This window comes from Streptomyces sp. NPDC059003, from assembly GCF_042740445.1.
GTDB lineage: Bacteria > Actinomycetota > Actinomycetes > Streptomycetales > Streptomycetaceae > Streptomyces.
In genome coordinates this window covers 42302-58356 of record NZ_JBHYJH010000014.1, presented here as the reverse complement: position 1 = coordinate 58356, position 16055 = coordinate 42302, and the positions used below count along the sequence as shown (strand labels likewise).

The 16055-nt window shown below is 70.9% G+C and carries 12 protein-coding genes; 8 read left to right on the top strand and 4 right to left on the bottom strand.

Annotation, left to right across the window (positions count from 1 at the left end):
* The first annotated feature begins 125 nt into the window (after positions 1-125).
* The 5 genes from ACFWZ5_RS09000 (at position 126) to ACFWZ5_RS08980 (ending at position 6196) form a co-directional block, all read left to right on the top strand.
* Complete coding sequence (locus tag ACFWZ5_RS09000; protein ID WP_384785505.1) at positions 126-863, top strand: helix-turn-helix domain-containing protein; 738 nt, start codon at positions 126-128, stop codon at positions 861-863.
* A 69-nt stretch (positions 864-932) separates the two neighbouring features.
* Positions 933-2417: a CoA transferase gene (locus ACFWZ5_RS08995; protein ID WP_384785507.1), complete on the top strand. Its 1485-nt coding sequence runs from the start codon at positions 933-935 to the stop codon at positions 2415-2417.
* Between the two features lie 197 nt (positions 2418-2614).
* The gene (locus ACFWZ5_RS08990; RefSeq protein ID WP_384785510.1) at positions 2615-3808 is read left to right on the top strand and encodes a CaiB/BaiF CoA transferase family protein; all 1194 of its coding nucleotides are present in this window, start codon (positions 2615-2617) and stop codon (positions 3806-3808) included.
* 151 nt (positions 3809-3959) lie between these two features.
* Complete coding sequence (locus ACFWZ5_RS08985) at positions 3960-5132, top strand: acyl-CoA dehydrogenase family protein (protein ID WP_384785513.1); 1173 nt, start codon at positions 3960-3962, stop codon at positions 5130-5132.
* Positions 5129-6196: an acyl-CoA dehydrogenase family protein gene (locus ACFWZ5_RS08980; RefSeq protein ID WP_384785516.1), complete on the top strand. Its 1068-nt coding sequence runs from the start codon at positions 5129-5131 to the stop codon at positions 6194-6196. The genes ACFWZ5_RS08985 and ACFWZ5_RS08980 overlap by 4 nt, the downstream gene beginning before the upstream one ends.
* Positions 6197-6308: 112 nt before the next feature.
* Here ACFWZ5_RS08980 and ACFWZ5_RS08975 read toward each other — a convergent pair whose 3' ends face one another.
* Together ACFWZ5_RS08975 and ACFWZ5_RS08970 are read right to left on the bottom strand one after the other, a co-directional pair.
* Positions 6309-6815 (bottom strand): hypothetical protein, encoded by a 507-nt coding sequence (locus tag ACFWZ5_RS08975; RefSeq protein WP_384785519.1) that lies wholly within the window; start codon positions 6813-6815, stop codon positions 6309-6311.
* 11 nt (positions 6816-6826) lie between these two features.
* Complete coding sequence (locus tag ACFWZ5_RS08970) at positions 6827-7924, bottom strand: MerR family transcriptional regulator (RefSeq protein WP_384785844.1); 1098 nt, start codon at positions 7922-7924, stop codon at positions 6827-6829.
* A 219-nt stretch (positions 7925-8143) separates the two neighbouring features.
* Between ACFWZ5_RS08970 and ACFWZ5_RS08965 the strand changes: the two genes are divergently transcribed.
* Together ACFWZ5_RS08965 and ACFWZ5_RS08960 are read left to right on the top strand one after the other, a co-directional pair.
* The gene (locus ACFWZ5_RS08965) at positions 8144-9544 is read left to right on the top strand and encodes a helix-turn-helix domain-containing protein (protein WP_384785522.1); all 1401 of its coding nucleotides are present in this window, start codon (positions 8144-8146) and stop codon (positions 9542-9544) included.
* A 220-nt stretch (positions 9545-9764) separates the two neighbouring features.
* Positions 9765-12956 (top strand): M20/M25/M40 family metallo-hydrolase, encoded by a 3192-nt coding sequence (locus ACFWZ5_RS08960; RefSeq protein ID WP_384785525.1) that lies wholly within the window; start codon positions 9765-9767, stop codon positions 12954-12956.
* Positions 12957-13098: 142 nt separating this feature from the next.
* Here ACFWZ5_RS08960 and ACFWZ5_RS08955 read toward each other — a convergent pair whose 3' ends face one another.
* Entirely contained in the window at positions 13099-13605 is a 507-nt protein-coding gene (locus tag ACFWZ5_RS08955; RefSeq protein WP_384785847.1) for a carboxymuconolactone decarboxylase family protein, read from the bottom strand.
* A gap of 384 nt (positions 13606-13989) precedes the next feature.
* On the opposite strand from ACFWZ5_RS08955, the gene ACFWZ5_RS08950 reads away from it, so the two are divergent.
* Complete coding sequence (locus tag ACFWZ5_RS08950; protein ID WP_384785529.1) at positions 13990-14724, top strand: dienelactone hydrolase family protein; 735 nt, start codon at positions 13990-13992, stop codon at positions 14722-14724.
* Positions 14725-14772: 48 nt separating this feature from the next.
* On the opposite strand, the gene ACFWZ5_RS08945 is transcribed toward ACFWZ5_RS08950, so the two are convergent.
* The gene (locus ACFWZ5_RS08945) at positions 14773-15915 is read right to left on the bottom strand and encodes a serine hydrolase domain-containing protein (RefSeq protein WP_384785532.1); all 1143 of its coding nucleotides are present in this window, start codon (positions 15913-15915) and stop codon (positions 14773-14775) included.
* Between the last annotated feature and the right edge of the window lie 140 nt (positions 15916-16055).

The following is a 16055-nucleotide window of genomic DNA, read 5'->3' as shown; positions in this document are numbered from 1 at the left end:
GACTCCCAGGCAGTCGGTGGTCGGCGCGAAAGGGGAGGCGTGAAGAATTGGTTCGCAGGTGGCTGTTCGTCGTGCTCGGTGTGGGTGCGGCGGTCTCGGTGCGGATAAGGACAGGGTGAGACGGGATGAGTGAGCACGGCCGACTGCGGCGTCACCGTACGGTGGACCGGGTCGCATGGATCCTGGAGGCCGCCGCGCGGGCGCCCGGCGGGATCACCGTGGCCGAGCTGGCACGGACGGTCCAGGCACCGGCAAGCTCCGTGCAGGACCTGGTCAACGGCCTTGTCGCGACCGGTTTTCTGCTGGAACAGCACCACCGTCTCCGGCTCGGGCCCGCCCCCCACGTCCTCAACCTCATCGCCGGCCGGACCGTCCCGCGGATCAGCCAGGCCGAGCTCGACGAGCTCAGCGACGTCGCGGGTACGCCGGTGCTGCTCACGGTGCGGGTCGGGCTCGACGCCGTCTACCTCGCGCGCGGCGGCGAAGACCAGATCCCCCGCCTCGTGCCGCTCGCCGACCGGCACATGGCCCGGCCGCTGCTGCGCACCGCCGCGGGCCGTCTGCTCCTGGCCTTCACCGACGAGGCGGAGCGCCGTGGGCTGCTCGACGAGCTCGCCCGCCATGACCCCGAGGCGGTCGCGGAGTTCCGCTCCGCTCTGCCGGTGATCCGTACGTCGCGGATCAGCCGCAGCGAGGGCCTCGCCGACCCGGAGGTCAGCGCGCTCGCGATCCCCGTCACCGACGGCCCCGTCGTCACGGGCGCCCTCGCTCTGATGCACCGGCGCCGCGGCCGCTCGGAGCGGCTGAGCCTGGACCGGGCGGCGGCCCGGCTCCTCGCACACATCCAGGAGGGGCGGACCTGACGTTCGCATCGGTTCACGGATATCCGTGAATGCGGGCGCCGTCCCGGCGCTGGGAACGAGCATCCCGGCATGACTTCGAACAGGATGACCACGGCCGGGACGACGGTGACGTCGAAGCCGGAGCCAACGCCGCAGCCGACGCCGTCGACGCCGCCCACCGGCGAGATCGTCTCCCGGCTGCTTCACACCCTCGGCGACCCTGATCCGGCCCGCGGATCCGAGGACATCACCATCGTCGGGGCTGATCCCCTGGTGCCTTCGGTGCACCGCCTCGCCGATGCCATGTCTGCCGCGATCGGTGTCTTCGGGCAGCAGATGGCGGCGCTCGGCGCGCAGCGCGGTCACCCGCACCAGAGGGTGCAGGTGCAGGCCGCGGCCGCGATCGACCAGCTCATGGCGACGTATCACACGACGCTCTCGGGCCGCCCGCTCGGCTCTCTGCTCGACGATCCGACGCTGCTCGGCAACAACGACTTCTACCGGGCGCGCGACGGCCGGTGGATCTTCATCATCACCACCTATCCGCATCTGCGGGACGCGGTCTGCGCCGTGCTGCGGTGCGAGCTCGACAAGGTGGGGATCGCGCGGGCCACGGCCGACTGGGACGCCTTCACGCTGGAGGAGGCCATCTGCGCGCGGGGCGGCGTCGCCTGCGTGGTGCGCAGCCGCGACGAGTGGCTCACGCACCCCGCGGGGCGCCATGTCGCGCGGCGCCCGGTCGTCGAGATCGAACGCGTGGGTGACGGACCGGTCCGGCCCCTGGATCCGATCGGCGCGGCCGATGAGGCGCTCACGGGTGTACGGGTGCTCGATCTCACCCATGTCATCGCGGGGCCCGTCGCGGCGCGACTGCTCGCCCAGTTCGGCGCCGACGTGCTGCACCTGTCGCGGCCCGACCGCCCCGACCCGATCCCGATGATCGCGATGACCGGCGGCGGCAAGCGCAACGCCTACTGCGACCTGCGCGACGCCCACGACCGCGCGGCCTTCCACGACGTGCTCCAGGACGCGGACGTCTTCGTGCACGCCTACCGGGGACTTTCCCGGCACGGCGCGTCGACCGAGGAACTCGTCCGGCGCCGCCCCGGCCTGATCGCCCTCGAATATCACGCCTGGGGCGCCGACGGCCCCTGGGGCGAACGCGGCGGGTTCGACCAACTCGCCTGCTCGGCCACCGGGTTCGCCGTCGAGGAGTGGACCGACCGGCCGTCGCTGCCGCCGACGTACCTGCTCAACGACTACCTCGCCGCCTACCTCGGGGCGGCCGCCGTCGGGGCGGTCCTGCGTCGGCGCGCGACGGAGGGCGGATCGTGGCGGATCCGCGTGACCTTGGCCGGGGTGTGCCACTGGGTGCGGGAACTCGGACTGCTTGCGCGGGAGGACGTCATCGGCCTGCCCCGGCCCGGGCGCACGCCGTTCGCCGCGCTCTCGACCACCGGGACCGACTTCGGTCCGCTCACCGAACCGGCGACGCCGTTCGCGTACAGCGGGCGCACGGTCCCCCAGCCCGGCCGGCGTTCCCCGCTCGGGTCTGCCGCGCTCCAGTGGCGCTGAGCGCTCCGCGCGCGGCCTCGACGGTCTGGGCTGACTGCTCGGCGCCGCGCGAAGGGCGGTACGTCACCTGCGGGCCGGTGCGGGCCGGTCGCGCCCCGCGGCGGAGCCGCTTATCGACACAGCCCCGCGCCCCTGCGGACGCGATCCCCTACCGCATCACCCCCATCCTCCCTCGACACCCCAGGAGGCACCGAGAGATGTCCGAGAACCCGAGCGGCCCGTCCGGCCGCGGACTCCTCGCCGGAGTCCGCGTCGTCGAACTGGCCAGCGTGATCATGGCCCCGTACGCCGCCCAACAACTCGGCGACCTGGGCGCGGACGTCATCAAGGTCGAGCCGCCCACCGGCGACATGACGCGCCACTACCCGCCGCGGCGCCACCCCGGCATGGGCGCCCCGGCACTCAACCTCAACCGCAACAAGCGCAGCGCCGCCATCGACCTCAAGGCCCCGCACGGCCGCGACGCCCTGCTCGCCCTCCTGCGCACCGCCGACGTCTTCATCACCAACCTGCGCCCGCAGGCCCTGGAGAAGCTCCGCCTCGGCTACGACGACGTCGCGGCCGTCAGCCCCGGCCTGATCTACGCGAGCGCCCACGGCTTCCGCAGCGACAGCCGCTACGGCACCCACGCCGCCTATGACGACATCATCCAGGCGGCCAGCGGCCTGGTCTGGCTCAACCACCAGGTCACCGGCCAACCGCACTACGTTCCCACCGTGCTCGCCGACAAGATCTGCGGCATGCAGATCGCCCAGTCGGTGCTTGCCGCGCTGCACTACCGGGAGCACGGCGGCACCGGACAGCACATCGAGGTCCCCATGGCCGACACCATGCTCGCCTTCAACCTCGTCGAGCACCTGGGTGCGGCCGCCCTGGAGGCCGACGGGGAGTACGGCTCCGCCCGCTCGCTCAGCCCCCGGCGCCGAGCCCTGCGCACCGCCGACGGCTGGATGTGCATCCTGCCCCACAGCGACCGCAACTGGCGGGACTTCACCACCTTCGTCGACCGCCCCGAACTCACCACCGACCCCCGCTTCGTCACCGGCCCCGACCGGGCCCACAACGCCGACGCGTTCTATGCGCTGCTCGCGGAGCTGACACCGCGGCACACGAGCGCCGAGTGGCAGGAGTTCTGTGACCGGGCGGGCATCGCCGCCGCCCCCGTGCTCGACCTGGCCTCCGCCGCCACCACCGCGTACGCCCAGGAGGGCGGTGTGCTGTACGAGGCCGAACACCCCACCGAGGGCCGCTACCGGGTCATCGGCCGCCCGGTCCGCTACTCGGCCGACCCGGAGCCGGAGCTACGGCCCTGCCCGGGCATCGGCCAGCACACCGACGAGGTCCTCCGCGAAGCGGGCTTCGACCCTTCCTTGCTGCACCCCACGGGCTGACCGAATGTCCGCGCCGAATGCCCCCGCCGAATTTCCTTGCCCAATGTCCGCGCCAAATGTCCTTACCGAATGTCCGTGCCTAACTTCCGTGCCTAACTTCCGTGCCGGAAAAACGCACCACCCCTTCACCAACCCCGGGAGCGAATGAGCCATGTCGCCTTCGACGCTTTCACCGATCGCCTTCCCCGATGTCGTCCTGACCGCATCGGCCCGGCGGCTCCGCACCGAGGTCCGCGCCTTCCTCGACGAGGAGCGCGCCCTCGGAACCGTGCTCGGCCGCCCCGACTCCTGGCTGGCCGGCTGGGATCCCGCCTTCAGCCGTCGCCTCGCCGAGCGCGGCTGGGTCGGCATGGCCCTGCCCACCGAGTACGGCGGCGCGGGCCGCGGTTTCCTGGAGCGCTGTGTGGTGATCGAGGAACTGCTCGCCGCCGGTGCCCCGGTCAGCGCCCACTGGGTCTCCGACCGGCAGGCAGGCCCCTCCCTGCTCCAGCACGGCACCGAGGAGCAGCGCCGCTTCTTCCTGCCCCGGATCGCCGCCGGTCAGTGCTTCTTCTCCATCGGCATGAGCGAGAAGAGCAGCGGCTCCGATCTCGCCTCGGTCGCCACGCGCGCCGAGCGCACCGCCGACGGCTGGCGGCTGACCGGCACCAAGATGTGGACCGGCGGCGCCCACGTCAACGACTACGCCATCGTCCTCGCCCGCACCGACGAGGCCGACGACAGGCACGCCGGGCTCAGCCAGTTCATCGTCGACCTGCGCGCCGTCGGCGTGCGGATCGAGCCGATCCGCCTGATGAGCGGCGAGCACCGTTTCAACGCTGTCCACTTGGACGGCGTCGACGTACCCGACGGCATGCTGCTCGGGCAGCGGGGCGACGGCTGGAAGCAGGTCACCGGCGAGCTCGCCTTCGAACGCAGCGGCCCGGAGCGCTATCTGTCCACCTTCCCCCTGCTGGTCTCCCTGCTCCGCGAACTCGAGCAGTGCTCGGTGACGGCCGAACAGCTCACCCGGCTCGGCATCCTGACCGCCCGTCTGCACAGCATTCGCCGGCTGTCCCTCGGCGTGGCCGCGGCCCTGGACGCCGGCGCCTCCCCCGACACCCAGGCCGCCCTGGTCAAGGACCTCGGCACCCGCCTGGAGGGCACGCTGATCGACACCGTCCGCGGCGTCCTGCCGACCACGGCCGATCCGCACGCCACCCCCGGCAGCCACCCCGAGCTGCTCGCCTTCGCCCTGCTGCACAGCCCCGGTTACACGCTGCGCGGCGGCACCAACGAAATCCTTCGCGGCATCATCACTCGCGGTCTGGAGCAGCGCCGATGAACACCCACACGATCGACACCAGCACCCCCGTCATCTCCGCGGACGCCTACGACACCACCGCCTTCTACGCCGACGCGGCCGCCATCGCCACCGTCACCCACACCACCGCCCCCGACGCCGTCCCCCTCCCGGCCCCGGACGCTCCCACCGCCGAACTCCTCGCCGCCGCCCAGGAAGCAGGGCGCCGCGCCGTCCCCGCCGCCGTCGCCGAGACCGCCCTGGTCGCCCGCCCGCTGCTGCGCCGTGCCGGCCTTCCCGTCCCGGACGGCTCCCTCACCTACGCCATCGCCCCCGAGCTCACCGTCCGGTACGCCCACCCGGCCGATTCCCCCGTCGGCTCGGCAGGCTGCCTGGGCGACGACGACACCCTGTTGGTCACCGGCACCCTGCGCCGCGTCCCCTGGGCCCGCACCACCGCCGCGGTCGTCGTCCTGGCCACCGCCCCCTCTGGCCCTGTCCTGTTCGCCCTCGCCCCCGATCAGGCCGTCCTCGCCCCCGGCAGCAATCTCGCCGGGGAACCCCGCGACGACCTGCACCTCGCCGCCCTTGAGGTCCCCGCCTCTCAGGTCCGACGGCTCTCCCCCGAACTGCTCGACGAGGCCCGGCTCCGCGCGGCCCTGGCCCGCTCCGCTCTGATCGCCGGAGCCGCCGAACGCTGCGTCGACCTGACGGTCGCCCACACCACCGCCCGCACCCAGTTCGGCCGTCCGCTCAGCCACTTCCAGGCCGTCAAGCAGGAAGAAGCACGGCTGATCGAGGAGGCCGCCCTGGTCCGCGCCGCCGTCCAGGCCGCCGCCGCCCCGCTCGACGCCGGCAGCCCGGCCGCACGCTTCGCCATCGCCGCCGCCAAGACCCAGGCGTCCGCCTCGGCCGCCGAGACAGCCCGCATCGCCCACCAACTCCACGGCGCCATCGGCATCACCCAGCTGAGCCCGCTCCATCTCGCCACCACCCGCCTGTGGTCCTGGCGCGACGAGGACGGCGACGAAACCTACTGGGCCCGCCGTCTGGCCCGCCCCCTCACCGCCACCACCCTCTGGCCGACTCTCACCACCACACCCTGACCCCTCGCCCGCAGCATCATCTGCTCGCGGCGACTGCGCACCGCAAGGGGCGCCCGGCGGATTGCCGGGCGCCCCAGTGGTGCTCGTGCCCATGGCCCGTCCCCGGACCTGCTCACGCATCGTGGCAGTCGGCTTCACCGATCCGTGGCACAGGCCTGAACGGACCGAGTTGCGGCCGTTGGTGCTTCCGCAGGTGCCGGTGCCATCGCTTGACGCACCACAGGGCGAGCGCGATGGGTGCCAAGGACAGCACCGTCGGCACGACCGGCGGCAGCCACGGCCACAGAGACATCGGCCGCACCACCGCGACGACGACGGGAGCCACGACGCTCAGCCCCATCAAGAGCGCGCCCCACACGTTCCCGGCCCACGACCACCACGAACGGCTCTGCAGCCAGGGCTCGACCCACATCATCACGGACACCGCACAGCCCACGATCGGTGCGAGCAGCCAGGGAGACGCGGGCAGGCCCCGGTTGCCGAAGAGTTCGCCGATGAAGGTGGCCGGGACGTACGCGACGAGCAGGAACGTGAGGGTGCACAGCCCGCCGCTTGCGACGGCACCCAACTCCTCATCGGCGTCCTGCGCCTGCGCATCCGAGGTCCCCTTCGTGTGCATGGCGGCCCCCGTCACGCCACGAGCAGGCGCAGGCCGAGGTCTGCCGCGTCGAGGTCGGTGAGGGCGCTGTTGCGCTCGGCCCAGCGGCCGGAGTCGAGGTCGTCGCCGAGGCTGCGTACCGCCCGCTGCTCGGCATCCGGCCCGACCCTCGTCCACACCGACATCGCACGGCGCACGTGATCCTCCAGATACGCCTCCGGTCGGCGCCAGTACGCCTCGAACAGGCCGTCGGCGCAGTCCCACGGGATGGGCACCGGCTCGGCGCGGGCGCCGATCGCGTCGGCCATCCCGGCAAGCGACGGAAAATCCGCGAGGACGGCGGTGAACTCGGGCAGGTAGTCGCGGGTGAGCCAGAACCGGTCCTGCCATCCAGGCTCGTCGGTGTCGAACGTGAGCACCACCACGCGCCGGGCCACGCGCCGCATCTCACGCAGCCCCGCTATCGGGTCCGCCCAGTGGTGAACGGTGGAGACGGCCATCGCGACGTCGAAGGACTCGTCCTCGAAGGGCAGGTTCTCCGCGGCAGCGGCCACGCACGGCGCCGAGCCGGCGGGCCGCTGCCCCCGCATGACCTCCGACGGCTCCACCGCGGTCACCTCGCGATCAGTGGGCTCGTAGGAGCCGGTGCCGGCCCCGACGTTCAGCACCGTCCGCCCGTCCCCGAGCGCGTCCCAGATCTGCGCGGCAATGCGCGGCTCGGTGCGCCGCGTCGCGGTGTAGGCGCCGCCGATGGCGTCGTACAGCCGTGCGCCGAGCATCTCCAGCTGCTCCTCCGGTGTCACCTTCAGCCCCCTCGCCCGTGCCTCGAGTTCCCTGTCGATGGCCGCCACCATGGCGTCAGTGCGCTCCCTCCGCTCCACCAGCAGCCCACGCAGACGGCGCAGATGAGCGACCGCGTCGGTGGCCGGGTCGCCGACCAGCTCCGCGACCTCCCGCAGCCCGAAGCCCAGGCGCCGATAGGCCAGCACCTCGCGCAGCCGCTCCACGTCGCTCGCCGCATAGGCCCGGTAGCCGGCCCCGGTCCGCGCCGACGGCTGAACGAGCCCGATCTCGTCATAGTGATGCAGCGTGCGGACACTCACGCCGGCCAGCTTGGCCACATGTCCCACAGTCCAGTGATCTTCCACGGCCCCGACTATGCCGTCTGACGCCACGTGAGGGTCAAGGCCGCAGGCCTTTGAGACTGACCGTGATTGATCAGGACCGAAGCTAAGGCCCGTGCAAAGCCAATTCCATTGTTCTGTATGAACGTTGGAAGCGCGAACCTCAGGTGTCACACTGCCCCCAGGGTGAGAGCCCGAGGGTGAGAGCCCGATCGGGGAGGGGCCATGTCCGTCGGTGCGGCACAGGCGGTGGAGCCGAAGTGGGCGGAGTTCGGGCGGCAACTGCGCTTCCACCGCCGACGGGCCGGACTCACCCAACTGCAGCTCGGCAGGAGGGTGGGGTACCACCACAGCTTCATCAGCCGGCTCGAAGCGGGGCTGCGGGAGCCGCCCTTCGACCTGGTGTGCCGGCTCGACTCCGTGCTGGAGACCGGCGGCCAGCTCGCGGCGATCGTCGCCGCCCCGCACCAGGCGCCGCGCGGGCCAGGACGTTTCCTGACGGCATCCACGCTGTTCGCCCCGATCCCCGGAGCGGACGCCCCCGGCGACGAGGTCTCGCTGGCGTCCCACTCGTGGCCCGCGCGGCTGCCCGCCGAAGGGCTGCCCTGCCCGCTGCACGGCACGATGGGCTGTGCGGTGCCCGACCAGGGTTCGGTGTCGGACTTGATGCACGGTCTGACCAGACCGTACGACGGCGTCGTCGCGGAGGCGGAGCTGCTGCACGGGCTCACCGCCGTCCTTGCCTGCCTGATCCGCGAAGCGTTCGTCGACGTGACCGACGCGTGCGCGGCGACCGTGGAACGGCTCCTTCGCGGGGTGGCGCGCTGGGCCGAGGCGGTCAACGCCACGGGGCGGCTGCCGTACGGGCAGTTGCGGCTCGCCGCGCAGTACGCCCAGGTCGCGGGGCGGCTCCGGATGGAGCGCGGGCAGAGCGGCGTCGCCATGGCCTGGTTCGGGCACGGCCTGCGATGGGCGGACGCCGCCCAGGACGCGGAGGTCCGGGCGACGCTCCTCAGTGACATGTGCACCCTCGTGCGGCTCGACGGGGACGCCGCGTCGATGCTCGTGTACGCGGAGGCCATCGGGGCGGTGGATGCCAAGCGGCGCTGGATGACGACGCTGGCGGACCTGTACCAGGCGCGTGCGTACGCGCTGCGCCACGACTCCGTCGCGTGTCGGCGGCACATCGCCCTGGCCCGGCGCAGGTTCGCCCGCCTGGATGACCGGGACCGCCTCGAAGCGCCCTGGCTGTCCGGTGCCGAGGGCGTGGTCCGCCTCGAGTCGGCGGTCGGCGGCGCGCTGCGCGACCTCGCGGTGGTGACCGACGACCGCGCGGCGGCCCGGCGCGCGATCGAGGCCACCGCGCGGTCGTACACGTTGCTGCCACCCCACATGCACACCACCCGTCTGCTCCTGACTCTGCGTCTCGCGGACAGCTGGGCGTGCGCCGGGGATCCCGTGGCCGCGGTCGCCCTGGTGGAACCCGTCCTGAAAGAGTCCCTGCGCTTGCGCGAGTTGATGATCTCCGCCGAGCTGCGCGGTCTCAACGGCCGCCTCTTCGGGCGCTGGGGCGACCTGCCGGAAGTGCGGGAGTACCGCGAGAGGCTGCGGGACGCCTCGGAGTGAGGCGGGGCCGTCCCGCCCGGCTTGCCAGTTCTTGACAGGGCGTGCGGGGCGCCCGAAAACCGTTGACTGCGGTCCAGACCAATGCGAAGGTTCCGCCAGCCATGTACGTGTCATGCCACCGTCAGCAGCTGAAGCGGAGCAGCGGGGCGAGCCCAGTTGCTGACATGCCCATGACATTACTGGCCTGATCGAGCCTCAACACCTCTCACAAGGAGCCGTGATGCTCAGAAGGACCGCAGCGGCCGGGATAACCCTGGCCATGGCAGTCGGGGGGATGGTGGTGCCAGCGTCCCTCGCCTCGGCCGCAGCACCGGCCGCTCCCCCGGCAGGCAAGCCGAACCCCCTCGCGAGAGCCGTCGCCGCCGCCGACAAGGCGGCACGGAGCGGCCTCGACACGCTCGCCAAGGGGCCCCAGGAACAGTACGACCGGCACCAGGTCATCCCCTGGGGCAAGGGCCTGTACTCCGTCGCGTACGAGCGCACCTACCGCGGACTGCCGGTGGTGGGCGGTGACGCCGTGGTCCTCGCCGACGGCAAGGGCAGGGTACGGTCCACGCACTCCGCCACCGACGCCACGATCTCGGTGAACACCAAGGCCAAGGTGAAGGCCGCACAGGCCGTCAAGACCAGCCGCACCAAGCTGGCATCGGTCAAGAAGGTCACCTCCAAGCGCCTGGTGGTGCGCGTCAGGAACGACACCCCGGCGCTCGCCTGGGAGACCGTGCTGACCGGCCGGTCCAAGGCGGGCCACCCCAGCAAGCTGCACGTCTTCGTCAACGCGCTCACCGGCAAGGTCGTCGACACGTACGACGACGTGCACGCAGGCACCGGCCGCAGCAAGTGGAACGGCCCCAGCCCCCTGACCATCGACACGTCCCGGTCGGGCAGCAACTACGTGCTGCGCGACACCACACGGCCGGGACTCCAGTGCTCGGACTACAGCGGTGGCCTCTTCACCAAGGCCACCGACGACTGGGGCACCGGCGACCCCAGGAGCAAGGAGACCGGCTGCGTCGACGTGATGTTCGCGGCGCAGAAGCAGTGGAACATGTTCAAGGAGTGGTTCGGCCGCAACGGTCACGACGGCAACGGCCGCAGCTGGCCGGTGCGGGTGGGCCTCAACGAGCTCAACGCCTACTGGGACGGCTCCTCCGTCACCATCGGCCACAACAGCGCCAACGAGTGGATCGCGGGCGTCGACGTGGTCGCCCACGAGTTCGGCCACGGCCTGGACTCCAACACCCCCGGCGGGGCGAACCACGAGAGCGGCCTGGGCGAGGCGACCGGCGACATCATGGGCGCCCTGACCGAGGCGTACATCAACGAACCGGCTCCCTACGACACACCTGACTACACCGTCGGGGAAATGATCAACCTGCAGGGCCGCGGTCCGATCCGCAACATGTACGACCCGAGCCGGGTCAACAACGACCCCAACTGCTACTCCGCGTCGATCCCCAACACCGAGGAGCACAAGGCGGCCGGGCCGCTGAACCACTGGTTCTACCTGCTCGCCGAGGGGTCGAACCCCGGCGGCGGCAAGCCGTCCAGCCCCACCTGCAACAACAAGCCGGTGACCGGCGTCGGCGTCAAGAACGCGGGCAAGATCTACTACGACGCCATGCTGCTCAAGACCAGCGGCATGACGTACAAGCGCTACCGCACCGCGACGCTGACCTCGGCGAAGAACCTGGACGCGAGCTGCGACCTGTTCAACGCCACGAAGGCGGCCTGGGACGCCATCAACATCCCGGCCCAGACGGGTGACCCGAGCTGCTCGGGACAGCAGAACGACTTCTCTCTCGGTCTCACCCCGGCCTCGGGCAAGGTCGACGCGGGCGCCTCGACCACCGCCACGGTCAACACCACGACCGTCACCGGCAGCGCCCAGCAGGTCACGCTGACCTCCTCCGGCGCGCCGACCGGGGTGAACGTCTCGTTCGACCCGGCGACCGTCACCTCCGGCGCCAACTCCACCATGAAGATCACCACGGCGTCGTCCACGGCGGCCGGGACCTACCCGATCACCGTCACGGGCACCGCGGGCGCCAAGACGCACACCGCCCAGTACACGCTGACCGTGGGCGGCGGCGGCAATCCGACGCCTCCGCCGGACATCGACGTGGCCAAGGTGCGGGCGCACCTGACGCAGCTCAACACCATCGCCTCGCAGAACGGCGGCAACCGCCGCGCCACCGGGCCCGGTTACCGCGCCTCCGTCGCGTACATCAAGGGCAAGCTCGAGGCGGCCGGTTACACGGTCACCGAGCAGCCGTGCACCTCCGGCTGCTCCGCCGGCGCGGGCAACAACCTGGTCGCCGAGTGGCCGCAGGGCGACGCGGACAACGTGTACATGTTCGGCGCGCACCTCGACAGTGTGGCCGCCGGACCCGGGATCAACGACAACGGCTCCGGCTCCGCCGCGATCCTGGAGGCGGCGCTGACCCTGGCGCAGACCAACCCCGCCATGAAGAACCGCGTGCGCTTCGCCTGGTGGACCGACGAGGAGCAGGGCCTCAACGGCTCGGACTTCTACGCCAGGTCACTGTCCGGCACCGAGCGCGCCAAGATCAAGGCGTACTACAACTTCGACATGATCGGCTCGGTCAACGCCGGGTACTTCATCAACAACCTGAACTCCGCGGCCTCGGCGCCGATGAAGGAGTACTGGACGTCCCTCAACCTCGCGCCGCAGGAGAACGTCGAGGGCCAGGGCCGGTCGGACGACGCCTCCTTCCAACGCGTCGGCATCGCCACCTCCGGCTACGCCACCGGCGCCTCGGACACGAAGTCCGCGGCCGAGGCGGCGAAGTGGGGCGGCACCGCGGGCCGCCCCTACGACCCCTGCTACCACTCCGGCTGTGACACCACCGACAACATCGGTGCCACCGCCCTGGACCGCAGCGCGGACGGTGTCGCGTACACGATCTGGAAGACGGCTGTCGGCGACAAGCCCGCCCCGACGGACGACTTCTCGCTCTCCGCCGACCCGACCTCGGGCACGGTCGAGCCCGGTTCCTCCGCCAAGGTCACCCTCGCCACCGCCACGACCAGCGGCAACGCGCAGAAGGTAGCCCTGTCGGCCTCGGGCGCCCCCACAGGGGTGAGCGTCTCCATCAGCCCGGAGACGGTGACCTCGGGCGAGTCCGCGACCGCCACCGTCGAGGTCGCGGCGGGCACGGTCAGCGGCACGTACACGCTGACCTTCACCGGCAGCGGACAGGCCAGCCACACCACCACCTACACCCTCACCGTGCCCGGCAGCGGCGAGACCACGTGGCAGGTGGGCGCCACCTACGCGACGGGAGACGTGGTCACCTACGACGGCGTCCGCTACCGCTGCATCCAGGGACACACCGCCAACCCGGGCTGGGAGCCGCCCAACGTCCCCGCCCTGTGGGAGGCCATCTGAGGATCACCCTTCATCGGCGGTCCCGGTCTCGATACGGGAGGCGGTCTTGATACGAGGACGCCGGTGAGTCACTGAGGCGGTGGGGTGCACGCACCCCACCGCCTTCAGGACTCCGCCAAGGGCCCCGCCCCGGCGGGAGAGGTCACTTCCAGGGGTCGCTGAAGGACCGGCCGGGCACCGGCTTGGCGATGAGCGCCACCGGGATGAAGAAGTTGACCTGGCCGATCACGAACATCAAGGTGGCGAGCGCCTTCGGCTCGTACTGCTCCGCCACGAGCGCGTAGAGCTCGTCCGTGACCCGCTCACCCTGCCCGGACGGCTTCAGCACGGCCTCCACGAGCGCCAGCGCGGCCCGCTCGGGTGCGGTGAAGTACGGGGAGTCCTGCCAGGACGCCACCGAAGTGATGCGCTCCTCCGACTCCCCCGCCGCGCGCAGGAATCCCGTGTGCAGAACGGTCAGATACGTACTGCCGACGATCTGCCCCGCCCGCAGCTGGACCAGGCTGACCGTGGACCGCGGCACCGAGCCGTTCCCGGTGACCTTGAACAGCGCCGCCGACACCGCCGCGAGCTCGGGCACGAGCTCCCCGGGGTCGTCGGCCAGCCGCGGCCCCGTCGGAACCTCAGCCGTGATCGCGCGCGTTTCCATCGATGTACCCATCACTGTCTCCATTCGTGCTTCGTTAGGGCGTTCACCGCTATGACGGCCCGCGGGAGACAGATGTGACCGGTGGAAGGCACTTATTTCTACGGGACTTCGGCAGGCGGTCCGCGCCGACGGGCAGGAGTGCTTTCGAGCACTGAAGGGGAACTGGGGCGACTGGCCTCAGCTTGATCCAATGGGCTACGTTGTGGAGCTATGACTACCGGGACGGCCTCGCGCCACACACGGATTGGTGACCCGGTGCTCCTCTGAGCGCCGTACGGGCCGGTGTTGGCCCGCTGAAGGACCGAGGGTCGTGCGCTGCCGCGCGGGCTCCGCCTCCGTCGTGTTGATCACAAGCTCGACACATCAACCACGACAGGAGAGTTCATGCCCACCAAGACGCTGCAGATTCCCACCGCGGACGGCAAGGCCGACGCGTTCGCCGCCTTCCCTGACGGCGGTGGGCGGCACCCAGGGGTGCTGATGTACATGGACGGCCTCGGGATCCGTCCCGTGCTGGAGGAGATGGCCCGCGAACTGGCCGGGCACGGGTACTACGTGCTCGTCCCCAACCTCTTCTACCGCCACGGCCCGGCACCGCTGATCGAGCTCCCCGAGTTCATCGACGAAGAGGTCCGGCCCGCGGTCGTCTCCCAGCTCATGCCCATCATCGAGGCACACACCAAGGAACGCGTCCTGCGCGACGCCGACGCCTATCTCCGGTTCCTCACCGCTCAGCCCGAGGTCAGCGCCGGTCCGGTCGCAGTGACCGGCTACTGCTTCGGCGGCCTCCTGGCGACGCGCACCGCCGCGGCCCACCCCGACAAGGTGGCCGCGCTCGCCGCGTTCCACGGCCCGGTGGGAGCCGACGGACCTGCCGGCCTCTCCGGGCTCACCGCCGAGGTCCACTTCGGCCACGCCGAGACCGACTTGACGCCCGAGGCCCTCGGCGAACTCAACCAGGCCCTGGACGCGGCAGGGGTCGGCTACAGCTCCGAGATCTACCCCGGCACCGTCCACGGGTTCACCATGTCCGACACCGATGCCTTCAACCCCGCCGCACTACAGCTTCACTGGGACCGCCTGCTTCCCCTCCTCAGCCGCACCCTGACCACGCGCTGAGGCTCCGGACACGGGGAACCCGCAGGCGCGGTCGACAGTACTGGGGGCTTACGCGTACGCGCCGACGCGGACGCCGAACTCCGCTTCGACGACTTTGAAGAGGACGTCCCAGGACTTCCACTCGGTGTTGGTCTGGATGGAGACGGTGTGGCGACCGTCGGCGGTGCCTACCGTGTAGAAGAGGCACCCCCAGTAGCTGCCGCCCACACCGCGCAGCGTCAGGCCGCCCACGGCCTCCCTGTCGAACTCGAACAGGCCGAGGCCGTATCGGGCGTGCGGCATCCAGTTGCCGCCCTCGGTGGAGACCGTGGTCCACATGGCGCGGTGCTGGGCCGGCGGCAGCAGGGTGCCGCCGGCCAGCGCGTTGACGACCTTGATCATGTCGCTGGTGGTGGAGACGACGTTGGCGGGGACCCATGACGTGTTGAATTCGGTGACGTCGAGGGGTTCGAGTCCGGGCTCTTCCATCACCGACTCCCAGTTCTCCGGGGTGACCGCCGCCGTATCCGTGCCGTCCTTGTAGAACAGCGTTGAGTAGGCGCGAGGGTGCGGATCGGGGTAGTCCACGTCCTGGGCGCGGCGCACGTAGGTGCCGGTCAGGCCGAGCGGCCGGATGACCCTGCGCTCGATCTCCTCCGCGACGGTGTGGCCGGTGGCCTTCTCGATGATCACCTCGGCAATGTAGAACCCGCCGTTGGAGTACTCGAAGCGTTCCCCGGGCTCGCCGACCGGCGGCTGGGACACCGTCATACGGAGAAGCTCGTCGGTGGTGACGGTGTCGAAGCGATGCTTCACGAAGCCGGCACGGGTGGCGTAGCGGTTGGTCAGCTCCGGCGCCATGCCGGTGGAGAACAGGCCGCCGGTGTTGCTGAGCAGGTGCCTGATGGTGATCCTGTCGCCGTCATAGCCGTTGACGTTCAGCACGCCCGGCAGCCAGGTGTTCACGGTGTCGTCGATGCTCAGCGTGCCCTCGGCGTCGAGGGCCAGGAGAACCGCGGCGATGAAGGCCTTGCCGCCACTGCCGACATTCGCGTACTCCCCCGGCAGGCGCCGGACTCCTGTCTTGATGTCGGCCACCCCGGCAGTACCGAACCACGTCCGGTCCCCGTCCTTGACGTCGACCACGATGCCAGGGATGCCGGCTTCGGCCACCGCCCAGTCGAGCACCTGCTGCATACCCGCTTCGTTCATGTCCGCCGCCCTCACTCCAACGATCTTCACGACACAGTAAAAATTACGTTGCATGAGCGATGAGGTCAATCGGTATTGCGCGAAGTACTCAAGAAGCACAAGGTCACATGACACATACTGTTGCATGAACACTGCTTGCG